Source organism: Rhodococcus kronopolitis (assembly GCF_042654025.1).
In the GTDB taxonomy this organism is placed as follows: Bacteria; Actinomycetota; Actinomycetes; order Mycobacteriales; family Mycobacteriaceae; genus Rhodococcus_G; species Rhodococcus_G kronopolitis.
The window spans coordinates 330204-354085 of the sequence record NZ_JBHSFO010000012.1; the positions used below are offsets into that span (position 1 = coordinate 330204).

The window sequence follows — 23882 nt, forward strand, 5'->3', positions numbered from 1 at the left end:
TATCGCAGACGGAACCGACAGTTCGATTCTGTCGGCGGGAAGGCTGGTGGTGAGGTCATAATCCTCCGGTGCCGTTCTACGATGGGGCCTCCGGACAGGTCCACTACCGCCACTGGCCGTGCGCCGAGCCGCTCGCAGGCCTGGTGCTGCTGCACGGCCGCGGTCAACACAGCGGGAACTACCACCGCTTCGCCCGGGCGCTGGGGGCCGAGCGGATCGAGGTGTGGGCCCTGGACCATGTGGGCCACGGCCTCAGCGAAGGCGAACTCGGCGACTACGGCCCGGTCCCGGACCTCGGCGTCAACGTGGTTCGGCTGGCTGAGATTGCCCGCGCCGAGCGGCCGGGGGCAGTGCTCGCGGTGATGGGGCATTCGCTCGGCGCCGTCGCTGCCATCACCGCGCTGACGGAGCATCCGGACCTGTTCGAGGCGGTGGTGCTGTCCGGGCTCCCGCGCTACGCGGCCACCGAACCGGAACTGCTCGCGCAGGTGCGGGCGCCGATCCTGGCCGTGCACGGTGTGGACGATCGGCTCGCGCCGGTCGACGGCACCCGGGAGTGGGCGGCCCGGTTGCAGGGCGTCGAGCTGTGGGAATACGCGGATGCCGGTCACGACCTGCTGCACGAGCCGGTTGCCGGGCGGGTCACCGCAGACGTGACGGACTTCCTGTTGCGGTCGACGGTGGGCCGGTGACCCCGGGCGAGCATCTGGAACTGCTTCGGATCGAGGGCCACCGGCTGGCCGCGATGCCCGTCGAGGCCCTCGACCTGCCCGTGCCGACGGTGCCGGGGTGGACGCTCGAGCGGGTGGTCCGGCACACCGGCCGGGTGCACCGCTGGGTGCGGGCGGTCCTGGCAGCCGGTCCCGTGGCGACGCTCGACGAACCGGTCACGGTCCAGTCGCTGCCCCACGGTCCGGCCTGCCTGCCCGCCTACCGGGAGGCGCTCGAGGCGCTGCTCGCGGACCTGGCCGGCTACGGCGCGGACCGCGAGGCGCCGACGCTCGTCGGGTCCGGCACGGTGCGGTTCTGGATGCGCAGGCAGGCCCACGAGGTCGCGGTGCACCGAGTGGACGCGGCGGACGCCGTGCACGCCGCCGGCGGGCCCGCCCCCGATCCGTTCGCCCCGACCGCGGCGGCCGACGGTGTCGACGAGTGGGCGCGGGTGATGCTGGCCCGGGTGCTTCCGGCGGGTTCGGTTCCGGAGTCGTTGCGCGGCAGGACCGTTCACCTGCGCGGCACGGACACCGACAACGCCGAGTGGCTGTTGCGATTCGGTGCCGACGGCGTACGGGTGGAGACCGGGCAGTCGAGGGCGGACGTCGTGGTGCACGGACGCGCCCAGGAGTTGATGCTGACCGCATGGCGGCGGCGGCCGCTGGCCGCGCTGGAGGTGTCCGGTGACGTCGAGGTCGCGCGGGCGATGCTGGACGCGGCGCGGATCTGAGCCGGTCACGGGCTGGTCATCCGGCGCTGCCGCCGCACCCCCAGGACAGTCCGGCGGCCCGCTGTCCGGCGGCCAGGACCTCCGCAAGCATCGCGTCGGTCAGCGCGTCGTCCTCGAGCCCCAGGGCGGCGACGACCGTGGCCGGTCGGTCGCCGGTACCCGCAACCGATACGCCGTGCGAAAACTCGACCGGGTCGAGGGCCAGGGTTCGCAGCGACACGTCCCAGGCGTCGGCGCCGAACGCGACGACCGCACGCACCCACGGCCGCAACGACTCCCATTCAGAGGAGGGGTCGGAGACGATGCGGACACCGAACAGCTTCTGGTCCGCCGCGTCGCGGCCGCCGGCTCGGGCGGCAACCCCCACCAGGTACAACGAGTCCAGCAGCCGCGACTGCGCCGTGATCTCCGGGGCGATCACCAGCAGCTTGGGAAACGCGTCACCGTATCCGGGTGAGCCGCCCTCCGGGGCGGGGTGCGCAGTCGTCGGCATGGTTGCCATTGAACCCCGACCGCGATCCCGCGCCGGGGGCGGCTAGGTCATAGTCCGCCGGTGGAGCCGAGTGCGAAGGCGATGCGGGAGAAGATTTCGGCCAGCGCGCCCTCGAGGGTGCCGATGGGGACGTCAATCTCGCCGGGGTCAGGCATTCGATAACTCCTCTGTGCGGTCGGTACAAGAAACGACAAATGGGCCGTTCCCGCCGGATGATTCGGCGGGAACGACCCATTCAGCCACACACCCGCCCCGATCGGGGCGGAATTGTCAGGAGTAAATTGCCGCGATCTCCCGGGGTGACCAGCACAGCGCGGGTACCGCTACGTCATGATCACGGCGTCGGCCGAGCCGAGCGCGAGCGCGATCGAGTTGAAGAACGAGGTCACGGGGTCGTACACGAGAATGTCCTGCAGGGGCAGCGTCATCAGGGGCTCTCCTTCGTCGAGTCGGGTACCCAAACGGTGAATGGGTCGTTCCCGCCGGATGATTCGGCGGGAACGACCCATTCAGTCATACGAGCGCGTCCCTCGGTCGGGGATCGCGTCGATCAGGAGTAGATCGCCTCGATCGCGGTGCCGAACGACTCGTGGATGACGTTGCGCTTGAGCTTGAGCGTCGGGGTCAGCTCGCCGGTGGCGACGGTGAAGTCGACGTCGAGGATCCGGTACTTCTTGATCTGCTCGGGGTTGGAGACCTTCCGGTTGCCCTCGGCGACCGCGGCGTCGATCTCGGCGACCAGGTCGACGTTCTTGATCACCTCGGCCATCGGCAGGCCGGTGTCGAAGCCGTTGCGCTCGAGCCAACCGGGCAGCGCCTCCGGATCGATGGTGATCAGCGCGCCGATGAACGGCTTCGCGTCGCCGACCACCAGGCACTGGCTGATCAGCGGGTGCGCCCGGAGCGCGTCCTCGAGCACCGCGGGGGCGACGTTCTTGCCGCCGGCGGTGACGATGATCTCCTTCTTGCGGCCGGTGATCGAGACGAAGCCCTCGGAGTCGATCGAACCCAGGTCACCGGTGTGGAACCAGCCGTCGCGGATGGCCTCCTCGGTGGCCTTCTCGTTGTGCCAGTAGCCGTCGAAGACCACGGGTCCCTTGATCAGCAGCTCGCCGTCGTCGGCGATCCGGGCGGCGTGTCCGCTGATCGGCTTGCCGACGGTGCCGACCTTCTGCGCCTTGGTGGTGTTGACGGTGACGGCGGCACTGGACTCGGTGAGGCCGTAGCCCTCGTAGACGGGGATGCCGACGCCGCGGAAGAAGTGGCCGAGGCGGGCGCCGAGCGGCGCGCCGCCGGACACCGCGCGGTCGCAGTTGCCGCCGAGCGCGGCGCGCAGCTTCGAGTACACGAGCTTGTCGAAGACGGCGTGCTTGAGCTTGAGGACCAGCCCGGGACCGCCGGACTCCTGCGCCTCGCTCCATGCGATGGCGGTCTCGGCGGCCTTGCCGAAGATCTTGCCCTTGCCGCCGTCCTCGGCCTTCTGCTTGGCGGAGTTGTAGACCTTCTCGAACACACGCGGCACCGACAGGATGAAGTTCGGCTTGAAGGCGGCGAACTGGTCGAGCAGGGTCGTCAGGTCCGCGGTGTGACCGACAGTGACCTTGTTGTCGAAGGCCCCGAACGAGATCGCGCGGGCGAACACGTGCGCCAGCGGCAGGAACATCAACGTGCTGCTGCCCTCGTACAGCGCGTCGTCGAGCGCGAGCTTGACGGCCTGCGACTCGGCGCTGAAGTTGGCGTGGGTGAGCTGGACGCCCTTGGGGCGGCCGGTGGTGCCGGAGGTGTAGATCAGGGTGGCGGGGGACGCCGCGCCGACCTGGCCACGGCGGGTGTGCAGGTCCTCGTCGCTGATCCCGGCGCCGCGGGTGGTCAGCTCGTCGAGGCCGCCGGCCTCGATGGACAGCATCTCGCGAAGATCGGGCGCGGCCTCGGCGACGTCCTTCATGGCCGTGGTGTGCGTCGCGGTCTCGACGACCAGCAGCTTGGTCGCGGAGTCCTCGAGGATCCACTTGGCCTGGTCGGGGGAGGAGGTCTCGTAGATGGCGACGGTGCAGCCGCCCGCGGTCCAGATGGCGTAGTCGAGGACCACCCACTCGTATCGAGTTCCGGAGAGGATGGCGACGCGGTCACCGAGCTCGACGCCCGACGCCATCAGGCCCTTGGCGACGGCCTTGACCTGCGATGCGAACTCGGCGGCGGTGACGTCTACCCAGGCCCCGTTCACCAAGCGCCGGAACGGCACGTGTTGGGGGCATTCCTGCTCGAAGCGGAACACCGTGTCCGCCATCGAAATGTCCTCGGGGATGGAAAACGCGGCCGGAACGTCGAACTCTCGCACTGGGACCCCTTCGTGAACTGCATGTACTTCGGGTGTGCATTGGATCACATTCACAGGGGGGATGCACCTGGTTGGGGCGTCCGGTATGCCCGACTCGGCGTCGGCGGTGGTCGCCCGGCTGTCGCTCACAGTGTGGCGAACTGCGGATTCGGCAGTCAGGTGAGGCGAACATCACGTCCCGAGGGCGGTCGTGACCTCGTGGTCGGTGAGTTGGTGGAAGTCGCGGTACGCCCCGCCCACCCCGTTCAACTGCAGCGGGACCAGCGGGCAGATCACCTCGTCGGCCTCGGCCTCGAGGCGGGTGATCGCCTCCGCCGACGACACCGGGACCGCCACGATCAGCCGGGCCGCCAGCTGGGCCCGGGCCACCCGGCAGGCCGCGACGGCAGTGGCACCCGTGGCCATCCCGTCGTCGACAATCAACACCACCCGGTCGCGCGGCGAGATCCGCGGGCGGTCGCCGCGCAGCAGCAGCACCCGCCGTCGGAGTTCACGGCGTTCGGCGGCCTCGACGTCGGCCAGGGCCGACGGACTCACCCCGGTCTGCGCGAGCACGTCGGTGTTGAGCACCCGCACGTCGTCCTCCCCGAGCGCGCCCATCGCCAGCTCCGGCTGCCAGGGAACGCCCAGCTTGCGGACGACTATCACGTCCAGCTCGGCGTCGAGTGCCTGCGCTACCGCGGCGGCCACCGGAACCCCGCCTCGCGGCAGGCCGAGCACGAGCGGGTCCGAGTCGCGCAGGTGTCCGAGCGATGCGGACAGTGCTCGACCGGCGGTGGTCCGGCTGTCGTAGAGCATGCTGGTCCTGACGCTACGCCGCCGGCTTCCGTCCGTCGGCCCGCCGGAGCCCGCGGGACTACCCGCGGTGCTCGGTGACGGTGAACCGGCGCAGAGCCAGCGCCGGGTTCCGCTGCCGCACCTCGGCAATGCGCTCGGCGTTGACGTCGGCGACGGCGGTGCCGACGGTCTCGCCGAGCGAGGCCAGCACCACGCCCATCGGGTCCACGATCATCGAGTTGCCGGACCCCGTCCGCGCGCTCTGGTCGGCCGCGGCGACGTAGACGGTGTTCTCGATCGCGCGGGCCCGCAGCAGCGTGGTCCAGTGGTCTTCCTTGAGCGGACCCGGCACCCACTGGGCGGGCATCAGCAGGACATCGGCCCCCGCGTCCACGATGCGCCGGGTCACCTCGGGAAAGCGCAGGTCATAGCACGTCTGCATGCCGAAGGTCAGGCCGTCGACCGCGAACGTCTCGGGCTCCTCGACCGGTCCGGCCCGGATCACCTCGGACTCCCGGTACCCGAAGGCGTCGTACAGGTGCAGTTTGCGGTAGACGGCGACGATCCGGCCGTCCGGACCGGCCGCGACCAGGGTGTTCGACACCCGGTGGTCGTCGGTCAGCGACTCGTTGACGCCCGCCACGACGTGTACGCCGAACTCCGCCGCCGTCGCGAGCAGGCCGGTGACGAACGGGCCGTCCAGGGGTTCGGCGGCCGCGACGAGCTGTTCGTCCAGGCGCGGGGAGGTGAACATCGCGTACTCGGGGGCGACCACCAGCCGGGCCCCGCGGGCGGCCGCCGCGCCCACCAGGTTGCGCACGCTCAGGTGGTTCTGGCTCTTGTCCTGGCCCGGCGCGAACTGGGCCACTGCGATCTCGACCATGGCACGAGTATGGCCGGTAGTCCGCAATCCGAATACCACGAGTTAAACTTCTCTGGAGATGAGTGACACCGAGCAATACCCCGAGCCCGAAGCAGACACCACCACCTTTGCCGACCTCGGCATCGAGGAACGAGTGCTTCGGGCGCTGTCGGATGTCGGTTACGAAACGCCCTCCCCGATTCAGGCCGCGACCATCCCGCCGTTGATGGCGGGCAACGACGTGGTGGGTCTGGCCCAGACCGGCACCGGTAAGACCGCCGCGTTCGCCGTGCCGATCCTCTCCCGCATCGACACCACCAAGAAGCACCCACAGGCGCTGGTGCTGGCTCCGACCCGTGAGCTGGCGCTGCAGGTGGCCGAGGCGTTCGGCAAGTACTCCGCGCACATCCCGGGTCTGCAGGTCCTGCCCATCTACGGTGGCCAGGCCTACGGCGTCCAGCTGTCCGGCCTGCGCCGCGGCGCGCAGATCATCGTGGGCACGCCGGGTCGCGTCATCGACCACCTGGAGAAGGGCACCCTGGACCTCTCGCACCTGGACTACCTGGTGCTCGACGAGGCCGACGAGATGCTCAAGATGGGCTTCCAGGAGGACGTCGAGAAGATCCTCGCGGAGACCCCGGAGTACAAGCAGGTGGCGCTGTTCTCGGCGACCATGCCGGCCGCGATCCGGAAGATCTCCAAGCAGTACCTGCACGACCCGGTCGAGATCACCGTCAAGACCAAGACGTCGACCGCCCCGAACATCACCCAGCGCTGGGTCCAGGTTGCGCATCAGCGCAAGCTCGACGCGCTCACCCGGGTCCTCGAGGTCGAGACCTTCGAGGCGATGATCATCTTCGTCCGGACCAAGCAGGCCACCGAGGATCTCGCCGAACGTCTTCGCGCGCGCGGGTTCTCGGCCGCCGCGATCAACGGCGACATCGTGCAGGCGCAGCGCGAGCGGACCATCGGCCAGCTCAAGAACGGCACGCTGGACATCCTCGTCGCGACGGACGTCGCCGCCCGCGGTCTGGACGTGGACCGCATCTCGCACGTGGTGAACTACGACATCCCGCACGACACCGAGTCGTACGTGCACCGGATCGGCCGCACCGGCCGTGCGGGTCGTACCGGTGACGCGCTGCTGTTCGTCGCCCCGCGGGAACGCCACCTGCTCAAGGCGATCGAGCGGACCACCCGGCAGCCGCTGACGGAGATGCAGCTGCCCTCGGTCGAGGACGTCAACGCCCAGCGGGTGACCAAGTTCGGTGACTCGATCACCGAGAGCCTCAACTCCGAGAACCTGGCCATGTTCCGCGGGCTGATCGAGGACTACGAGCGCGAGCACAACGTGCCGCTCGCGGACATCGCCGCGGCGTTGGCGGTGCTGTCCCGCGACGGCGAGTCGTTCCTGATGCCGCCCGAGCCGCCGCCGGCGCCCCGCCGGGAGCGCGAGCCCCGGGCCGAGCGTCCCGCGCGCAAGTTCGACGACGCACCGAAGGTCGGCAAGGAGGGCCAGGAGCTGGCCACCTACCGGATCGCCGTCGGCAAGCGGCACCGTGTTGCGCCCGGCGCCATTGTCGGTGCCATCGCGAACGAGGGTGGACTGCGCCGGAGCGACTTCGGGCACATCAGCATCCGGCCGGACCACAGCCTGGTGGAGCTGCCCGCGGATCTCGCCGACGAGACCCTCGAGGCGCTCCGTCGCACCCGGATCTCGGGGGTGCTCATCCAGCTGACCCTCGACGACGGCCCGCCCGGGCACCGGCCGCCGCGCGACGGTGGCCGCGACGAGCGCAAGCCCCGGCGCGAGCGCTACTGACGGAAACACGCAAGTGCCCGGTCACCTCGGTGGCCGGGCACTTCTGTCTGTCCGCCGGGTGCCGGTCGGCCGTCCCGGTCAGGGCGCCGTCCGCGAACCCTGCAGGCGCGCCGCGTATCCCCTGAGCAGCTCCCAGATCTCGTCGTCCGACGCGACCAGCCGGCCGGTCCGGCCGATCGCGGTGAGGCAACCGGTGATGCGGCCGCCCACGGTCCGCACCGGCACGGCCAGCGCCGTCCGGCCGATCCGGCTCTCGTCGACCTCGCTGGCCGCGTCGGCGTCGCGCACCCTCCGCAGTTCCGCAGCCAACTCGGCGGGTTCGACCTTCGTGGACGCGGTGATCCGGCGTTGCCGACCCGGCGTGACCAGTTCGGGACTGGCCGCGAGCAGCAGCTTGCCCATCGCCGACGCGTGCAGGTGGGAGGTCCAGGCGGACTCGCCGCTCAGTTCGTGGTCGGGGTCCCGGTCCACCAGGCGTACCCGGCCGCCGGTGAAGGCGGCCAGATACACGCCGTAGCGCACCTGGGACCGCAGCTCCTCGAGGACCGGACCCGCGTCCGTGACCGGATCCGACGCAGCTCCGGCCAGTTCGCGGGTCCGTCGGCCCAGTGCGAAGCCCGACAGGTCCTCCACCCGGACCAGGAAGCCGTCGGCGACAAGGAGATTGAGCAACCGGTAGGCCGTAGCCGGGGGGATCCGGGTCAGCGCCGCGACGTCGCGGGCGGAGGCGCCGGAGCCGAGTTGGGCCACGGCCTCGAGCAGCGCGAGCGCCTTCTGCACCGCGCGGGGTTCGTGACCGGCCGGTTCGCCTGCGCCGTGCCGCAGCGCCGGCATCAGTGCCCGACCCTGCCCGGCCGATCCGTCCCGACCAGCGCGACGGCGCCCCGCGCATTGACCGCGAAGACGCCGGCCCCCGGCAGCACGTCCGCGGACTCGGGGCTGTCGAACACCCCGACCGCGGCCAGGCTGCGCGGCCGCGCCCGCCCGAGGTACCACTGCCACGCCAGCGCCCCCGTGCCCGCCGCGGCCGCCGCCGCGAGACCGCCGCCTCCGCCGTCGAGCGCGTTGAATCCGACGATGTACGCGAGCGTGACCAGTCCGCTCGCCGCGCCGAGTCGGCCGGCCAACCGTGCGGCCGCGGTGAGCTCGCCGATCCGGCCCAGGAAGCGGACCGTGGCCAGTGCCACCAGCACGTACGCGATCAGCAGCGCGACCCGGAGCCCGACCTTGGCCTCGGCCGCGGCCCCGTCGACGACGGTGAACACGGGCGCGGCGGTGGCGATCGCCGCCACCGCCGCGACGAGGGCGAGGTGCGGGGTGCGCCACCCGCGGTGCACGTGTGCCAGTGCCCGTGGCAGCACCCGCTCGACGCCCATCGAGTACAGCAGTCGCGACGCCGCGTTGGAGGACGCCATCGCCGAGGCCAGCCACGAGCAGCTGAGTCCGAGATTGAGCGCCACCACCACAACCGGACTGACCCCGGTCGACGATCCGTGCAGATAGGCGTTGGCGAGGTTGTCGGCACGCCCGCTCCAGGCGGCCCAACCGGCGAAGACGAACAGAGCGCCGCAGATCACCGGCGTCGCCAGCACCGTGCGCGTGACGGTCACCATCGGTCGCCGTGCCTCCGGGCCGAAGAACGTCGCCGACTCGAATCCGGCGAGCGCGAACAGCGCCGTGAGGATCACCGGCAGCAGGCCGTGTCCGTCGGCGTCCGGCGGGATCAGCGCCACCTGGTCCGACGCCCCGGACACCAGCATCAGACCGACGATGAACATCAGCGAACATATCTCTACTGCGAGGATTGCCACCGCCGCGAACCGGACCCCGCGGACCAGCGCCGCGAGGATCGCGGCGGCCACTCCGAGGTAGACCAGGGCCGCACCGGGTCCGCGCACCTCGACGCCCAGTTGGGCGCAGAGCGCGATCAGCGCCTGGCCACCGTGGTAGAGCGTCAGCGCGCCGCTGCCCAGGTACTTCACCAGCATCGCGACGCCGGTGGTGAGCGCAGCCCGGGTGCCCAGGCCCTGGAAGACGAACGTGTACAGGCCGCCGGACGCGGCGAGTCGTCGGGTGAACTGGCTTACGCACCAGGCGATCACGGTGATGAATACGGTGGCCGCGATGATCGTCACCAGCCCGGCCAACAGGGTCTCGTGGGTGAGCATCGTGACCGGGAGCAGGACCATCGACGCGGCAGGCGCGGTGGTGGCCACGGACTGTGCCAGCACCTCGTACCCAGTCAGCTGGCGGCGTCCCAGCGCGCGTAGCGGCGAGAGCGCGGGACGGTCGGGTTCGCCCGCGGCGAAGGACCTCGCGATCGCCTCGGCAAGAGCCGTCATGGCACCTCCAGCACCGTCGTCGCATCCCCACAGCAGGCCGGGCGCGCTCGGGCGCCGGTGCAGGAGAACGTATCCGGAAAGTGTTTCGCAAAGGTTTCGACTCTGGGTCCGGAGCATGCGCCGCGAGTGGGAGACGCCGCGTCGCCGTTCTCACTCGTGGCGTCGCGAACTGTTTCGCCGCCGTATCGGACCGGACTCACCGGCCCCGCAGGATTGCTCCCGAACCACCCTGAAGACGTCGGAAAGTGCACGATGGGAGCGCGAATTGAGTGTCACCAGAAGATCATTCATGCAGAGTTTGGGAGTCGTCGGCGGGGCAGGCCTGGCCTTCGGTGCGATGTCGTCGATCGGCCTGGCGCCGGCGGCCGGTGCGAGTCCGCAGCGGTTCCAGCCGCCGTCGGCCGGTGACCTGATCGGCCGTGCGCCCGGTAAGAGCTCGGTGGTGGTGCTCGGCGGTGGTCCCGCCGGACTGTGCGCGGCCTACGAGCTGGGCAAGGCGGGATACGACGTGACCGTGCTCGAGGCGCGCTCACGGCCCGGTGGCCGGGTGTACTCGGTCCGGGCCGGCACCACCGAGACCGAACTCGGCGGCGAGACGCAGACCTGCACGTTCTCCGACGGGCACTTCTACAACCTCGGCGCCACTCGCATCCCCCAGGGGCACATCACCCTGGACTACTGCCGTGAACTCGGCGTCGAGATCCAGGCGTTCGGCAACCAGAACGCCAACACGGTCGTGCACTACAAGAGTGAGACCGCGGTATCCGGGCAGTCCGTGCAGTACCGCGCGGCCAAGGCCGACACCTACGGGTACATGTCCGAACTGCTGCACAAGGCCACGTCCATGGGAGCACTCGACACGGTGCTCAGCCCGCAGGACAAGGAGGCGCTGGCGTCGTTCCTCAGCGACTTCGGCGATCTCTCCAGCGACGGCCGGTACGTCGGGTCCTCACGCCGCGGGTTCTCGTCGGAGCCGGGCGCCGGACTGAACTTCGGCACGCAGACCACGCCGTTCGCGATGTCCGACGTGATCCGGGGCGGTCTCGGGCGGAGCTTCAGCTTCGAGTTCGGTGCCGACCAGGCCATGATGATGATGACGCCCGTCGGCGGGATGGACCGGATCTTCTACGCCTTCCGGGACCGGATCGGCCTCGACAGGATCAAGTTCGGTGCCGAGGTGACGGCGATGAAGAACGTGCCCGACGGAGTCCGGGTGGAGTACGTGCAGGACGGTCGGCCGCAGTCAGTCGAGGCCGACTACTGCATCTGCACGGTGCCCCCGAACCTGGTGGGCCGCTTCGACAACAACCTGCCCGCCGCTGTGCTGACCGCGCTGCAGGGAGCGGTTCCGGTCTCCGCCGGCAAGCTCGGCATCGAGTACTCGCGTCGCTGGTGGGAGACCGAGGACCGGATCTACGGCGGGGCCTCCAACACCGACAAGGACATATCCCAGATCATGTTCCCGTACGACCACTACGGGTCGGATCGTGGCGTGGTGGTGGGGTACTACAACGTCGGCAAGCGCCAGCAGGCGTTCGAATCCCTCACCCACAAGCAGCGCCTGGCCAAGGCGGTGGCGGAGGGTTCTGCAGTCCACGGCGACAAATACGGCCGGGACATCGCCGCCTCGTTCTCGGGGAGTTGGCGCCGGGCCAAGTACTCCGAGGGAGCGTGGATGAGCTGGAAGGGTGCCGGCGACTCGCACGGCGGAGTCGCGACACCCGAGTACACCACGCTGCTCGAACCGGTCGAGCGCATCTACTTCGCGGGCGACCACCTGTCCAACGCAATCGCCTGGCAGCACGGGGCATTCACCTCGGCGCGTGACGTCGTCACCGCGCTGCACCAGCGCGTCGCCGCCGCCGCCTGACCGCACCCTCGAACCACACCCGCCAAGGAGACACCGTGAACCGAACCACCCGATCCGCCGCCTGCATCGCGACCCTGGCCGCAACGGCCATCGCCCTGTCCGCCTGCTCCTCGGAACCGGAGGGCGGCGCCGAACCCGAACAGCCGCAGGCCGCCTCGACTGCCGTACTCGAGCCGGGCGAGCCGAATCCGATGATCGCGCAGGGCGTCTCGATCGGCGCCGACGCCGCGGTCTACAAGACCAGCGGCCTGGGTCCGGCGGCTGCAAATCCCGCCGCGCCGGCAGGCAGCCCCGAGTCCTACATCGACGCGGGGCTGTTCGCCGGGGGCGTACTGCCGCCCGGCGTCTCGCTGGCCGAGGCGCAGGGCATCGGGGTGCTGACGGAGATCCGGGAGAACCTCGAGTTGCAGGGCCTCACGCTCGGAGACGTGACCACCATGCGGGTGTTCCTGGACAACGCGCCGGGCGCCGACCGCGCCGACTACGCCGGCTGGAACCGTGCCTACCGGCAGTTCTTCGCCAACACCGACCTCGACACGGGGGACACCGTCCTGGTGCCGATGGGCAGCGCCGAGCCGTCCGCACCGCTGGAGCGCAACGAGGCCCGGCCCACCCGTTTCGCGCTCGAGGTGGCCAGCCTGCCGGTCCCGGGCTGGCTGGTGGAGGTCGAGGTGGACGCCGTGTACCCGGCCGGTCAGGGACCGCGGTAGTGGGCGCGCTGAGCCCGACGCACTGGGCGATCGTTGCGGTGGTGGTGCTGGTCCTGTTCGGGTCGAAGCGCCTGCCGGAGGCGGCGCGTGGCCTCGGCCGGTCGATGCGGATCCTCAAGTCCGAGGTGGGGGAGATGCAGGCCGCGGACGCCCCCGACGGCGCAGCCGCGACGGATCGCGCGTCGGTTCAGTAGCCGGCCACCGGGTCGATGACACCGGCGAGTTGCTCGCCGGCCGCGAAGCGGGCGACATTGCCCGCGACGTGGTCGGCGAGGGCCCGCGGCAGCCCGGTCGCCGGGTTCGCCACGTGCGGGGTGATCAGTGCGTTGGGCAGCGTCCACAGCGGATGGCCGTCGGGCAGCGGCTCCGGGTCCGTGACGTCCAGGGCGGCACCGCCGATCGTGCCCGCGCGCAGCGCGTCGACCAGTGCGTCGGTGTCGATCAGTGTCCCGCGTGCGACGTTCACGATCCACGACGACCGTGACATCCGCGCCAGTTCCGGCCTGCCGATCAGGTTGTGGGTGGCCGCGGTCGCGGGGGCCGCGACGACGAAATGGTCCGCCCGGGCCCACACCTCGTCGAGTCGGTCGGCGGGCAGGGTCTCGTCCGCGCCGGGGACGGGGGTGCCGGAGCGGGTGACCGCGAGAACCCGGGCGCCCGACGCGGCGAGGTACGGGATCAGGGCGCGGCCGATGCCGCCGCAGCCGACGATCGCCACGGTCGAGCCCCGCACGGTGCCCACCCGCGGGTCGAATTCGTCCTTGCGCCAGGAGGTCGCGGCCAACTGCTCGCGCAGCGACCGCACGCCGGCGAGCAGCATCATGATCGAGTGCTCGGCGACGCTGCCGGAGTACGCGCCCGCGGCGGACGTCCAGGTCCGTGCGGAGTCGACGACACCGGCCGCGAGCCACGGCTCGATCCCTGCGAACGGCAACTGCACCCATCGGATCGCGTCGGGAATCGTGTCGGGGAAGGTCTCGGGGCCCTGCGCCCAGACCACGGCCTCGGCCTCGGCGAGGGGGACAAGGACACCGCCGCCGCGCCGAATGCCCTCGGCGAGAAGGGGATTCTCATCGGGTCCGAGGTGGATGCGAGGTGCGGTTCTGCTCGCCATGGGTGACCTTTCGGGTGGGCGGGCGGCTACCGGCCCTTGCCGGTCAGTCGATGCTGGCCGTGCGAGTCCCGGATGGCGTCGACGAGCGCGGACTTGTGGTCGGTGTACCGGATCCTGAATTCGTCGCAGTCCTGGACGCCGTCGATGGTGGAGTCGGTGACGAAGCCGAAGAAGGTGATCGCCGAGTCGACGACCGGTGCGGGTGCGAGGATACGCAGCTCGTTGACCAACTCGTCCAGTTCGACGATGGCCCGGGCGAGCGCGCGCAGTTGCGGGTCCTCGGACTCGACCGCGTGCACCAGGTCTGCCGCCGCGAGCACGTCGCTGTCGACGTCCACGACGGCGTTGTGGGCCCGGTCCGTCGCGGCGAGGAAGCGGACGTAGATCGAGCGGACCTGAGGGTCGGGCGCGGTCGGTGCGGCGGCGGGGGCGGGCCGGCCGCGACGGACCGCGAACACGCCGAGCAGCACCCCGACGGCCATCGACACCGGGACGGCCCACCACGGGGCGGTTCCGGAACTGAGGGCATCAACCAGCGAATTCACTTGCCAACCCTAACAATTGATCGGCAGGGATCGCGGTAGCGACATGTTTGCGCGCGAATGTATGCAACTCGAGGGTTGCATGTCCGAGGTATTGGTGCAACCATTGAGTTGCATTGAGACGGTGGTACCCACGACAGGAGAATCGACATGACGAACACCCAGGCAGCAGTCATCGACGCGGACCGGTACACGGTCAGTCGCACGGTCGTCGTGAACGCTCCTCGCGCGGCGGTGTGGCGGGCGCTCACCGACCCGGAACACATCGCGAAGTGGTTCGGCCAGACCGCCACCCTCGACGCGCTCGAGGTCGGGGCACGGGGCAGCTTCGGATGGCCCGACCACGGCGTCTTCCCGATGGTGGTCACCGAGGTCGCCGAGCCGGACCACTTCGCCTACCGCTGGTACACGCAGTCCGGCGAGTTCGACGTCGACCGCGCCACCGAGGCCCGGTTCACCCTCGTCGAGGAGGGCGCCACGACCGTGCTCACCGTCGTCGAGACCGGCTTCGACCGGCTCAGCGCCGACGAGGAGGTCCGGCGCAGCGGACTCGAGGGAAACCGGAAGGGCTGGGACGCCGAACTCGACGAACTGGTCGAGTACCTCGAATCGGCGCCGGCATGACCGTGCGTCCGGACGACCGGTGGGCGGCGCCGACGGTGGTGTTCGCCGCCCTCGCCGACGACACCCGGTGGGGGATCCTCGAACTGCTCGGCGCGCAGGACCTGTCCGCGTCCGCGCTGGCCGAGCGGCTCCCGGTGAGCAGGCAGGCGATTGCGAAGCACCTCGCGGCGCTCGAGGCGGCGGGGCTCGTCGAACGCGTCCCGGTGGGCCGGGAGGTCCGCTACCGCGCGATCGGCGCGACCCTCAGCGCGGTGGGGCGCCGCCTCGAGTCGATCGGCGCCCAGTGGGACGCCCGGCTCGCCGAGATCAAACGGATCGCCGAGTCGCTGTAGCCGGCATCGGTTCAGGCGTCGCCGACGGCCTCGCGCAGGTAGGCGAGGTCCTCGGCGACGCCGTCCGCCGGGGTCTCGAGGATCACCGGGGCCTGCGCGGCCAGCACCACCGCGGCCAGCACCTCCGCGTCGATGGTGCCGTCGGCGAGGTTCGCGTGCCGGTCCCGGGCGGAGTTGAACTCGTCGCGGGAGTTGTTCAGGTGCACCAGGTCGATGCGCCCGGTGATCGCCTTGATCCGCTCCACCACGCCGACCAGTTCCTCGCCGCCCGCCCAGGCGTGGCAGGTGTCGAGGCAGAAGCCGGCGCCGAAGTCGCCGACCTGGTCCCAGAGCCGGGCGATGTCGTCGAAGTGGCGGGCCATCGCGGCGTCCCCGCCCGCGGTGTTCTCGATCAGGATCGGCACCTCGAAGCCGCCCTTGTCGGCCTGCCGCTCGAAGAGCTTGCGCCAGTTCGCGAACCCCTCCGCCGGGTCCTCGCCGTCACGGACGTGGCCGCCGTGCACCACCAGCCCGATCGCGCCGAGGTCCGCGGCCGCCTTGGCCTGCTGGGCGACGGCGTTGCGGGACGGGATGCGGATGCGGTTGTTCAGGCTCGCCACGTTGATGACGTAGGACGAGTGCACCACGACGTCGATCGGGCTGGCCCGGATCTGCTCCGCCCTGGGATGCTCGGTGACCTTGTTCCACTTCTGCGGATCCGTCAGGAACAGCTGGACCACGTCCGCGCCGAGCGCCTCGCCGGCGCCGATGGGGTCGTCGTCCTGGCGTACGTGTGCTCCGATGCGCATGGGTACAGCCTAGGAGACGGCATCGACAAGTACCTTCGGTGCGGGGATTCCCCGATGCGAAAGATCAGGGGCTTCCCGGATGGCATCGTGGTGCGGGGACCGCAACGATGGGATGCGTTCGCATCCACGAGCCCGGCCCAGATCAGGACGAAAGGCAGTTATGAGCTCGCATGCCCTCGGCGCGACCACCGCGTCTAACACCACCGCCACGGTCGCGCGGGCGGTGAATCTGACCAAGACCTACGGGTCGGGGGACACCAAGGTCACCGCCCTCGACGCGGTCACGGCAGACTTCGCCCGCGGCGAGTTCACCGCGATCATGGGCCCGTCCGGGTCCGGCAAGTCGACGCTCATGCACTGCCTCGCGGGCCTCGACGCCGCCACCTCCGGCTCTGTCCTCATCGGCGACACCGACCTGACCGGGCTCTCCGACAAGCAGATGACGGCGCTGCGTCGCGACCGGATCGGCTTCGTCTTCCAGGCGTTCAACCTGGTCCCCACGCTGACCGCGCTCGAGAACATCACCCTGCCGCTGGACATCGCCGGCCGCAAGGCCGACCAGGAATGGCTCGACAACGTGGTCGCCCGCCTCGGGCTCGTCGACCGGCTCGGGCACCGGCCGTCCGAGCTGTCCGGTGGACAGCAGCAGCGGGTGGCCTGCGCCCGCGCGCTCGCCGGTCGCCCGGAGATCATCTTCGGCGACGAGCCGACCGGAAACCTCGACTCGCACTCCTCGGGTGAGGTGCTCTCCATCCTGCGCACCGCAGTCGACGAGTTCGGTCAGACCGTGGTCATCGTGACCCACGACCCGCGCGCGGCGAGCTACGCCGACCGGGTGGTGTTCCTGGCCGACGGCAAGTTGGTCGACGAACTGCGCGAACCCACCGCCGAGACCGTGCTCGACCGGATGAAGCGACTGGACACCTCCGCAGCCCTCGTCACCGAGAAGGTCTGATCCGTGGCCTCACCCATGCGCAAGGTCTCGCTGCGAAACCTGGCCGCGCACAAGGTCCGCCTTGCCCTGACCGTGCTGGCCGTGGTGCTCGGCACCGCCTTCGTCTCCGGATCCTTCATCTTCACCGACACCCTGCAGCGCACCTTCAACGGTCTGTTCGAGGACGCCGCACAGGGCGTCGACGTCCGGGTCAGCAGCAACGAGACCGGCTCGAGTGGCGTCCCGCTCGCGGACGTCGCCACGGTCGAGGCCGTCGACGGGGTCCGGACCGTGGTGCCGGCGGTGGACGGCCAGCTGGTGCTGCTCGGCTCCGACAAGAAGCCGGTGCAGACCGGCGGCGCGCCGAGCCTCGGCATGTCCTACATCCCGCCGGAGCGGGCGATCGCCAAGCCCGACACCTTCGTCGCAGGCGCCCCGCCTGCGCGGCCCGGTGAGATCGCGCTCAACGAGGGCGGCGCCCGCAAGGCCGGGCTGGTCACCGGGGACACCACCCAGGTGCTGGTCCCCTCGCACGGCGTCCTCGACGTCACGGTCTCGGGCATCTACCAGTCGCCCACCGACTCCGGCGGGTTCATCGGGGTGCTCTTCGACGACGGGCAGGCCCGGGAGCTGTTCACCGACGGCGCCCACGCCGACTACCTCGACATCGCGAGCACCGGAGCCCCGGGCGACCTGCGCGAGCGCGTGGCCGCGGCCCTGCCGGACCTGAAGGTGCAGACCGGCGACGAGGTTCGCGACGAGGTCAAGTCCCAGGTCACCTCCGCGCTGAGCTTCGTCAACTACTTCCTGCTGGCCTTCGGGGCGATCGCCCTGCTCGTCGGCACGTTCATCATCTACAACACCTTCTCGATGATCGTGGCCCAGCGCCTGCGGGAGCTGGCACTGCTGCGGGCGATCGGCGCCAGCCGCCAGCAGGTCGGCCGCTCGGTGGTGCTCGAGGCACTGGTGGTCGGTGTGCTCGGCAGCGCGCTGGGAATCGCCGCCGGTGTCGCACTGGCCTACGGGCTGCGCGGCCTGCTCAACTCGTTCGACGTGGGGCTGCCGTCGGGCTCGCTGGCACTCGCGCCGCGCACCGTGATCGTCGCCATGCTGGTCGGCGTGCTGGTCACCGTGGTCAGCGCCTACGCCCCCGCCCGCCGGGCGTCGAAGATCCCGCCGGTCGCGGCGATGCGTGAGGAGTTCGCCTCCACGGGCGACTCGTTGCGGGTCCGCACTCTGGTCGGTGCCGTATTCGGCGTCGTGGGCGTCGTGGCGCTCGTCGCCGGCTCGCGTGGCACCGGCGGCAGTGCGGCGGCCATCGTCGGCGCCGGGGCCGCGGCCCTGGTGCTCGCGGTGCTGCTGGCGGCGCCCGCACTGTCCCTGCCCGTGGTCGGCGGACTCGGTGCGGTGCTGGGCCGCCCGTTCGGTGCCGTCGGCAAGCTGGCCCGCACCAACTCGGTGCGCAACCCGCGGCGGACGGCGGCGACGGCGTTCGCGCTGACGCTCGGCCTCATGCTGGTCTCCGTGATCGGCGTGTTCGGGTCGTCGGCGAAGGCCAGCGTCGACACCCTCGTCGACGCCGGGGTGCGTGCGGACTACATTCTGACCGGACCGCAGGCGATCGGCGTCCCGATCGGCGCGGCGCCCGCCGTGGCGGCCCTGCCCGGCGTGTCCGACGCCGTCGCGCTGCACTTCGCCTCGGTCAAGATCGACGACAAGGACGAGGTCGGTACCGGTGTCGGCGGCGAGCTGGGCGGCGTCCTCGACTACACCCTCGAGCAGGGCAGCGCGGATCTGTCGGGCGAGGGCGTGCTGGCGTCGATGACGTATGCCGGCAAGCAGGGCTGGTCCGTCGGGTCGCCGGTCACCATGACCAACCGGGACGGCGTCGAGGTGACGGTGCCGGTGACCGGCATCTACGCCGACAGTCAGATGCTCGGCAACTGGCTGGTCACCCAGAGCGTCTACGAGAAGCTCGTGCCCCCGCAGATGCGGGCGGACTGGGCGGTGCTGGTCAAGGCGGCTCCGGACACCGACGTCGCCGCGCTGCGGGCCGACCTCGAGAAGACCACCGACAAGTTCCTGGTGGTGCAGGTCCAGGACCGCGAGCAGTTCAAGGGCACGCAGGGACAGCAGATCGACACGCTGCTCGCGGTGCTCTACGGACTGCTGGCACTCGCCGTGGTGATCGCGATCCTCGGGATCGTGAACACCCTTGCACTGTCCGTGGTCGAGCGGCGCCGGGAGATCGGCATGCTGCGGGCCGTCGGCATGCAGCGTGCGCAGGTCCGCCGGACCATCTACCTGGAGTCGGTGCTGATCGCCGTCTTCGGCGCGGCGGTCGGCGTCCTGCTGGGGCTCGCGTTCGGATGGGCCTTCGTGAGCACCCTCGCCGACCAGGGCCTGAATGTGATCGCGGTGCCGTGGGGCCAGGTGACGGCAATGCTGCTCGGTTCGGGTGTGGTCGGGGTGCTCGCCGCACTGTGGCCGGCGGTCCGGGCCGCGCGCACCCGGCCGTTGGAGGCCATCACCGGGATCTGATCCGGTAGCGAACCACCGAACGGGCGGTTGTCGGGCGAAGCGTCGAGAGACGTCGCCGGCAACCGCCCGTTCGGCTTGTCGGATCAGCGTGCGATGTCGACGACCAGTCGGGTCGGGTTGTCCAGGCGGGACACCGTGAACGGGCGCCGATCACCCTCGACGCCGACGAACGACTGCGTGGTGCCCTCGAACACGGTGGTGATCCGCGCCTGCGTGAGCCCGCTGCCCTCGCCGCCGGGCAGCGGGTTCGGTCCGGCGTACGGCACCACGCCGGTCTCGAAGGGATAGCCGGTGCCGGTGATCCGCACCTCGAGGAGCGAGTCTCCGGGGACGTCGAGCACGTCGCCGCTGCCGTCCTGGACGGCATGGTCGACGTACGCCACGGTCCAGCCGGGGGCGCCGGTGCCGTCGAGCTCGTAGACGACGCGGTCGAAGCCGGGGTGGTCGCCGATCCGCAGGCCGGTCACCGTCAGCATCGCGCCGGAGGACGAATCCGAGCGTTCGGGTCCGGTGTCGCCGGCGGGAACCGGGAGATTCGGCGTCGCGTCCGGCGTCGACGCGGTGGTGGTCGACGCGGAGGCGATCGCCGCCGGCCTGGGCGCCGAGCTCGGGGCGGCGGGCTCGGGTCCGTCCGAGCAGCCGGTCAGGAGCAGGGCGCCGGCCAGTACGGCCGCGGCAGGGGCAAGGATCTTCTGCGGCTTCATTCGTCCAGGGTATTCAGGACGGGCACCTCTCGTCTGGAGTGGTCTACTCCTCCGGCATCTCCGACGAGTGGTGGTTGACGATCAGCCACTTGCCGTCCTGTTTCTGGTACACGAAGGTGAACCGGGCGTCGACGGTCTTGGGGACGTCGTTCTCGTGCAGAGTGAACCGGTAGACGCCCGCGTCGATCGCGGCGTCGGCGTCGAGGACGGTGACGACCGACTGCTCGATCACCGCGCTGGGCCGGCTGGGCAGGAACCCGGTGAAGTAGTCGACGATGCCGGTGTGGTCGGTGCGCACCTCGTCGGACACCGTGGGGATGAGGACCGCGTCCGGCGCGTACAGCGCCGCCACGGTGTCCGGGTTTCCGGTGGCGAGGGCGTCGTTCCATTCGGTGAACAGGCCGGTGATCTCGTCCGGTGACGGCCGGGCCTCGGGTGCCGGATTCGAGCAGGCCGTGACGACGGCGAGCGGGACGGCGGTGACGGCGGCGAGTCGAACAGCGACGACAGTGCGCATGGTGCTGCCCTGATTCCTCGTCGGCGCCGGGGCGCTCGACGGACGCTCGGAGGGTTCCCTGGCAGGACAAGTGTAGTCAGCGGGGTATGCCTGTCGGGGTTGTTCGACGCGTCAGCGTACGACCAGGTCGTGGTCGGTGGCGCTGAGCGTGATCGCGGCGATCTGTCTGCCGCGCATCCAGTCCCGCACGAACGCGTCCAGCGCCGGATCGGACGCGCGGGCGGCGTACGCCGCGTCGGGAATCTCGACGGCGCCGACGAGGTGCCGGGGGTCGGCGTCGAGGCCGGGGCCGCGCGGAGTCATCCGCAGCCCGTCGGCGGTGTGCAGGACCACCGGCAGCACCGTGCCGTCGGGCGCGGTCACCGTGGCGGGGCGGGTGGTCGCGGCCGGGTCGAAGTGGTCCACCGACAGGCGGTAGCCGGACGGCGCGGCGTGCTGACCGATCGCGTCGAGCAGGCGCGGGTCGACCACCGTGTACGGGAAGCCGATGTCGATCAGCACCTGCCCGTCGACGGCGGCGTCGCGGGAGGGCAGCGTCGTCGACAGGTTCCACGGGGCGGGCGGCGCGAGGGTGTCGGCGGAGCGGTCCGCTGCGGAGTTGGCCAGTGGGGTGCCCAGCGGCGCGGCGCCGGTGGGGGTGAAGTCCCAGGAGTCCGCGGCCGGCTCCTTGTGCCAGAAGCCCGCCTCGCCGTCGCGGCTGCCCTCCACGCGCAGTTCACGCCGTCCGGGCCCGGGGCCGGTCGAGTGCACGCTGATCGCGGAGGTGATCTCGCCGGGAATCTTCGGCTGGTGCACCCAGTCCGGCGCGGGCAACTGGATGGCGGCGGTGCTGCGGTCGAGGGTCTCGGCCACCAGGTTCGGTGCGGTCGGCTTGCCGGACTGGTCATCCCAGCTGTAGCGGAAGAAGATCGAGTCGGATCCGGACGAGTCGAAATCGAATGTGCGGGTGTACATGTCGCCGTACTGGTTGGTGACGAACGTGGTCGACCCCGCTGCGGACAGCGACGTGGACCGGAACCGGCCGCCGAGCGGGCCGCCGATCTCGTAGCTGTCGTCGTTGGGCAGCCACGGGTCCGCGTAGGTGATGCGGCTGCCGTCCCCGGTCAGCGTCGGCACCATGGTCATCTTCCCGAACCCGACGTAGTGGATGCGTCCGGCGATGTCGGTGTAGGTCTGGTTGTCCCAGGGCGACGAGACGCTCAGCGCCCAGCCGTTGGGCGTGGCCCCGGGCAGTTGCCGGCCCGGCCCGATCCACAACGGCGCTCCCCATGCCGAGGTCCAGTTCCACAGCAGCGGGAACTGGGAGGCGTTGTCCATGGTGTAGATCCAGCCGTCGTCGTCCACGGCGATCAGCTCGTCGTCGTCCAGCGAGATGGCGACCAGTCGCCCGCGCAGGCATTCGGGCATCGGCACGTAGCGCCACGGCTCGGCCGCGGCGCCGGCACGGGGTCGGGTCAACAGGTCGTGCCCCACCAGGGCGAAGTCCCAGAACCGGTTGAACTGCGTTGTCGGGGTGCGCAGTTCGATGCTCGACAGGGCGCCCTGGCCGGTGAACGGGGGGAGATTCGCGAGCCCGGCCTGGCCACCGCCGGAGGGCGCGCCAGGGGGCAGTTGTGCGGTGCCGAACGGGACGCAGTCGGCCGGCCGGCTCGGTGGCGGCGGCGCGGCGACGGCGGTCGCCGGCCACAACAGGCCGATGGCCGTGACCAGGGCCGCGATCGGCAGTAGGTGTGAACGATCCCGGTTGGCTCCATGAGGGCTCACCGATCGAGTGTCGCACGGGAGTGCGGTGGTCACCGGCTCCGTCGCCGGGTCCGTGTCGTGGTGCGGGCCCGCCGTCGTCGTTCCCGAAATTCTGGAACAGTGGTGACCTGGGACCGCGTGATCCGTCGCGACGGTCGGGTGAGAGGAGTCCGTGATGTCGGATGCCATGCAGAGCCACGGCGGTGCCGAGCCGGCGACGCGACGGCGGGAGCGGATCTCGCAGCAGGTGCGGCAGTGGTGCGAGCAGGCCCGGATCGACGGCAACCGCCGGGAGCTCTCCGACGACGCCGCGGTGCTGATCGCCGCCGGTCACCTCGACGAACCGACCCGGCAGGTGCTGACCAACCGCCGTCGCGTCGGGCGGGTCATTCCCACTGTCATCGCCTTCACCGACCTCCGGCTGCTGACCGACGAGCAGACGCGCCTGCAGCGCCGGGCCTCCGAGACCCGTCCGGGTGCCGCAGCGTTGTTGGTCGGCTACCGCGCCGCCGACCTGGCCCGGCGGCTGCAGTCGGCGCGGGCCGCCGTGCTGGTCTCGGACAGCCACTACGCCAACGGTGTTCGGGCGATCCGTCGCGAGCGTCGCGACGGGGTGCACCTCGAGCCGGCGCAGCGCGAGGCGCTGTATGCGGCGTTGCAGCGCACCCCGGCGCCGTTGCCGGACGGGCGAGGACCCGTCGAACAGGTGCTGGGGTCGACCTTCGGCGCCGCGGCCGAGCGCGTCGCGTCGCGGGCGCCGGGCGCGCTGGCCGAGGCGGGCCGCTGGGCGGCGCAGGCGCTCGGTGCGACGCCCGGTCCGGCCGGTGAGCGGTTCGCGGATCCGGTGGACACCCTGCTGTTCCTGGCGGGCACGCTGTTCGACCGGATCGACGGATCCTCGGCCTGGCGTTCCGAGCACTTCGAGGTCCAGCGGGTGCAGCTGGACCTGGCCGACGAGCTGATGCAGATCGCGGTCGACGCCGTCGCGCTGCGCGGGATCGGCGCCGAGCTGACGTCGGCACTGCGGTCCACCCGGGTCGACGCGGCGCGTGAGCAGGTTCGGGCCCGGCAACGCGCGCTCGAGCCGGTCTGGGACCAGCTCGTCGAGCGGGTCGCGGCCCTGGCGCGGATCGGGGACCTGCTGGGGCAGGCCGAGGACCAGCTGCGATCGATGGCCGCGACGGCGCGGGCGATGAGCCTGGACTCGCGGATCGACGACCTCGTCGCCCGCTCCGGCAACCGGGAGCTGTCGGCGGAGAACACCCACAACGTCGGCGACCAGTTCGGTGAGGTGGAGGAGATGATGCTCGGCTACCGGAGCGTGCTCTACGGGGACATCCTGGCGCTGACCACGCGGTCGCGGTCGGCAGGCGGCGACCGGTAGC

Annotated in this window: 22 protein-coding genes and 1 pseudogene; 11 read left to right on the forward strand and 12 right to left on the reverse strand. The window is 70.9% G+C overall.

The window, feature by feature from the left end; translation table 11 throughout:
* Positions 1-68 precede the first annotated feature (68 nt).
* Both ACFO6S_RS18520 and ACFO6S_RS18525 read left to right on the forward strand, forming a co-directional pair.
* Positions 69-692 (forward strand): alpha/beta hydrolase, encoded by a 624-nt coding sequence (locus ACFO6S_RS18520; RefSeq protein ID WP_378419426.1) that lies wholly within the window; start codon positions 69-71, stop codon positions 690-692.
* Entirely contained in the window at positions 689-1444 is a 756-nt protein-coding gene (locus ACFO6S_RS18525) for a maleylpyruvate isomerase N-terminal domain-containing protein (RefSeq protein ID WP_378419427.1), read from the forward strand. The genes ACFO6S_RS18520 and ACFO6S_RS18525 overlap by 4 nt, the downstream gene beginning before the upstream one ends.
* Positions 1445-1460: 16 nt before the next feature.
* Here the strand turns inward: ACFO6S_RS18525 and ACFO6S_RS18530 are convergent, their stop codons facing one another.
* The 4 genes from ACFO6S_RS18530 to ACFO6S_RS18545 form a co-directional block, all read right to left on the reverse strand.
* The gene (locus tag ACFO6S_RS18530; RefSeq protein WP_378419428.1) at positions 1461-1937 is read right to left on the reverse strand and encodes a hypothetical protein; all 477 of its coding nucleotides are present in this window, start codon (positions 1935-1937) and stop codon (positions 1461-1463) included.
* A gap of 550 nt (positions 1938-2487) precedes the next feature.
* Positions 2488-4275, reverse strand: coding sequence for an AMP-dependent synthetase/ligase (locus ACFO6S_RS18535; protein WP_378419429.1), 1788 nt, complete (start codon positions 4273-4275; stop codon positions 2488-2490).
* Between the two features lie 171 nt (positions 4276-4446).
* Entirely contained in the window at positions 4447-5073 is a 627-nt protein-coding gene (locus ACFO6S_RS18540; RefSeq protein ID WP_378419430.1) for a phosphoribosyltransferase, read from the reverse strand.
* 58 nt (positions 5074-5131) lie between these two features.
* Positions 5132-5935, reverse strand: a complete 804-nt coding sequence (locus tag ACFO6S_RS18545) for a carbon-nitrogen hydrolase family protein (protein ID WP_378419431.1) — start codon at positions 5933-5935, stop codon at positions 5132-5134.
* A gap of 58 nt (positions 5936-5993) precedes the next feature.
* On the opposite strand from ACFO6S_RS18545, the gene ACFO6S_RS18550 reads away from it, so the two are divergent.
* Positions 5994-7736: a DEAD/DEAH box helicase gene (locus ACFO6S_RS18550; RefSeq protein ID WP_378419432.1), complete on the forward strand. Its 1743-nt coding sequence runs from the start codon at positions 5994-5996 to the stop codon at positions 7734-7736.
* 78 nt (positions 7737-7814) lie between these two features.
* Here ACFO6S_RS18550 and ACFO6S_RS18555 read toward each other — a convergent pair whose 3' ends face one another.
* Both ACFO6S_RS18555 and ACFO6S_RS18560 read right to left on the reverse strand, forming a co-directional pair.
* The gene (locus ACFO6S_RS18555; RefSeq protein WP_378419433.1) at positions 7815-8570 is read right to left on the reverse strand and encodes an IclR family transcriptional regulator; all 756 of its coding nucleotides are present in this window, start codon (positions 8568-8570) and stop codon (positions 7815-7817) included.
* Positions 8570-10078, reverse strand: coding sequence for an APC family permease (locus tag ACFO6S_RS18560; protein WP_378419434.1), 1509 nt, complete (start codon positions 10076-10078; stop codon positions 8570-8572). Before ACFO6S_RS18560 ends, ACFO6S_RS18555 begins: the two co-directional genes overlap by 1 nt.
* A 289-nt stretch (positions 10079-10367) precedes the next feature.
* Here ACFO6S_RS18560 and ACFO6S_RS18565 point away from each other — a divergent pair, with 289 nt between their 5' ends.
* The 3 genes and pseudogenes from ACFO6S_RS18565 to tatA form a co-directional block, all read left to right on the forward strand.
* Entirely contained in the window at positions 10368-11948 is a 1581-nt protein-coding gene (locus ACFO6S_RS18565; protein WP_378419435.1) for a flavin monoamine oxidase family protein, read from the forward strand.
* Positions 11949-12043: 95 nt separating this feature from the next.
* The gene (locus ACFO6S_RS18570; protein WP_378419471.1) at positions 12044-12658 is read left to right on the forward strand and encodes a Rid family hydrolase; all 615 of its coding nucleotides are present in this window, start codon (positions 12044-12046) and stop codon (positions 12656-12658) included.
* Positions 12658-12849 (forward strand): annotated as a pseudogene (gene tatA / locus ACFO6S_RS18575) (Sec-independent protein translocase subunit TatA); the annotation flags it as partial. The gene ACFO6S_RS18570 and the pseudogene tatA, both read left to right, overlap by 1 nt.
* On the opposite strand, the gene ACFO6S_RS18580 reads toward tatA, so the two are convergent.
* A complete protein-coding gene (locus ACFO6S_RS18580; RefSeq protein WP_378419437.1) occupies positions 12846-13772 on the reverse strand; it encodes a D-isomer specific 2-hydroxyacid dehydrogenase family protein in 927 nt (308 codons plus the stop codon). The pseudogene tatA and the gene ACFO6S_RS18580 sit on opposite strands and share 4 nt — an antisense overlap.
* Positions 13773-13798: 26 nt before the next feature.
* Positions 13799-14317 (reverse strand): hypothetical protein, encoded by a 519-nt coding sequence (locus tag ACFO6S_RS18585; protein WP_378419438.1) that lies wholly within the window; start codon positions 14315-14317, stop codon positions 13799-13801.
* A 147-nt stretch (positions 14318-14464) separates the two neighbouring features.
* Between ACFO6S_RS18585 and ACFO6S_RS18590 the strand changes: the two genes are divergently transcribed.
* Both ACFO6S_RS18590 and ACFO6S_RS18595 read left to right on the forward strand, forming a co-directional pair.
* Entirely contained in the window at positions 14465-14938 is a 474-nt protein-coding gene (locus ACFO6S_RS18590; protein ID WP_378419439.1) for an SRPBCC family protein, read from the forward strand.
* Positions 14935-15270 carry an ArsR/SmtB family transcription factor gene (locus tag ACFO6S_RS18595; RefSeq protein WP_378419440.1) on the forward strand — a complete coding sequence of 112 codons (336 nt, stop codon included), beginning with the start codon at positions 14935-14937 and terminating at the stop codon, positions 15268-15270. Before ACFO6S_RS18590 ends, ACFO6S_RS18595 begins: the two co-directional genes overlap by 4 nt.
* 11 nt (positions 15271-15281) lie before the next feature.
* Here the strand turns inward: ACFO6S_RS18595 and ACFO6S_RS18600 are convergent, their stop codons facing one another.
* Entirely contained in the window at positions 15282-16058 is a 777-nt protein-coding gene (locus tag ACFO6S_RS18600; protein ID WP_378419441.1) for a deoxyribonuclease IV, read from the reverse strand.
* A gap of 160 nt (positions 16059-16218) precedes the next feature.
* Between ACFO6S_RS18600 and ACFO6S_RS18605 the strand changes: the two genes are divergently transcribed.
* The gene (locus tag ACFO6S_RS18605) at positions 16219-17013 is read left to right on the forward strand and encodes an ABC transporter ATP-binding protein (protein WP_378419442.1); all 795 of its coding nucleotides are present in this window, start codon (positions 16219-16221) and stop codon (positions 17011-17013) included.
* 15 nt (positions 17014-17028) lie between these two features.
* On the forward strand, positions 17029-19533 hold the full coding sequence (locus tag ACFO6S_RS18610; RefSeq protein WP_378419472.1) for an ABC transporter permease: 2505 nt from the start codon (positions 17029-17031) through the stop codon (positions 19531-19533).
* A gap of 83 nt (positions 19534-19616) precedes the next feature.
* Here ACFO6S_RS18610 and ACFO6S_RS18615 read toward each other — a convergent pair whose 3' ends face one another.
* The 3 genes from ACFO6S_RS18615 to ACFO6S_RS18625 form a co-directional block, all read right to left on the reverse strand.
* Entirely contained in the window at positions 19617-20237 is a 621-nt protein-coding gene (locus ACFO6S_RS18615; protein ID WP_378419443.1) for an AMIN-like domain-containing (lipo)protein, read from the reverse strand.
* Positions 20238-20280: 43 nt separating this feature from the next.
* Positions 20281-20754, reverse strand: coding sequence for an SgcJ/EcaC family oxidoreductase (locus ACFO6S_RS18620; RefSeq protein ID WP_378419444.1), 474 nt, complete (start codon positions 20752-20754; stop codon positions 20281-20283).
* 111 nt (positions 20755-20865) lie between these two features.
* Complete coding sequence (locus ACFO6S_RS18625) at positions 20866-22443, reverse strand: hypothetical protein (protein WP_378419473.1); 1578 nt, start codon at positions 22441-22443, stop codon at positions 20866-20868.
* Positions 22444-22672: 229 nt separating this feature from the next.
* Here ACFO6S_RS18625 and ACFO6S_RS18630 point away from each other — a divergent pair, with 229 nt between their 5' ends.
* Complete coding sequence (locus ACFO6S_RS18630) at positions 22673-23881, forward strand: hypothetical protein (RefSeq protein ID WP_378419445.1); 1209 nt, start codon at positions 22673-22675, stop codon at positions 23879-23881.
* The last annotated feature ends 1 nt before the right edge of the window (position 23882 follow it).

Coding starts and splice junctions, on each gene's coding strand:
- ACFO6S_RS18530 (WP_378419428.1), bottom strand. CDS start 1,937: ATGCCGACGACTGCGCACCCCGCCCCGGAGGGCGGCTCACCCGGATAC.
- ACFO6S_RS18630 (WP_378419445.1), top strand. CDS start 22,673: ATGTCGGATGCCATGCAGAGCCACGGCGGTGCCGAGCCGGCGACGCGA.
- ACFO6S_RS18565 (WP_378419435.1), top strand. CDS start 10,368: ATGCAGAGTTTGGGAGTCGTCGGCGGGGCAGGCCTGGCCTTCGGTGCG.
- ACFO6S_RS18615 (WP_378419443.1), bottom strand. CDS start 20,237: ATGAAGCCGCAGAAGATCCTTGCCCCTGCCGCGGCCGTACTGGCCGGC.
- ACFO6S_RS18580 (WP_378419437.1), bottom strand. CDS start 13,772: ATGGCGAGCAGAACCGCACCTCGCATCCACCTCGGACCCGATGAGAAT.
- ACFO6S_RS18555 (WP_378419433.1), bottom strand. CDS start 8,570: ATGCCGGCGCTGCGGCACGGCGCAGGCGAACCGGCCGGTCACGAACCC.
- ACFO6S_RS18620 (WP_378419444.1), bottom strand. CDS start 20,754: ATGCGCACTGTCGTCGCTGTTCGACTCGCCGCCGTCACCGCCGTCCCG.
- ACFO6S_RS18550 (WP_378419432.1), top strand. CDS start 5,994: ATGAGTGACACCGAGCAATACCCCGAGCCCGAAGCAGACACCACCACC.
- ACFO6S_RS18590 (WP_378419439.1), top strand. CDS start 14,465: ATGACGAACACCCAGGCAGCAGTCATCGACGCGGACCGGTACACGGTC.
- ACFO6S_RS18540 (WP_378419430.1), bottom strand. CDS start 5,073: ATGCTCTACGACAGCCGGACCACCGCCGGTCGAGCACTGTCCGCATCG.
- ACFO6S_RS18545 (WP_378419431.1), bottom strand. CDS start 5,935: ATGGTCGAGATCGCAGTGGCCCAGTTCGCGCCGGGCCAGGACAAGAGC.
- ACFO6S_RS18600 (WP_378419441.1), bottom strand. CDS start 16,058: ATGCGCATCGGAGCACACGTACGCCAGGACGACGACCCCATCGGCGCC.
- ACFO6S_RS18560 (WP_378419434.1), bottom strand. CDS start 10,078: ATGACGGCTCTTGCCGAGGCGATCGCGAGGTCCTTCGCCGCGGGCGAA.
- ACFO6S_RS18595 (WP_378419440.1), top strand. CDS start 14,935: ATGACCGTGCGTCCGGACGACCGGTGGGCGGCGCCGACGGTGGTGTTC.
- ACFO6S_RS18605 (WP_378419442.1), top strand. CDS start 16,219: ATGAGCTCGCATGCCCTCGGCGCGACCACCGCGTCTAACACCACCGCC.
- ACFO6S_RS18610 (WP_378419472.1), top strand. CDS start 17,029: ATGCGCAAGGTCTCGCTGCGAAACCTGGCCGCGCACAAGGTCCGCCTT.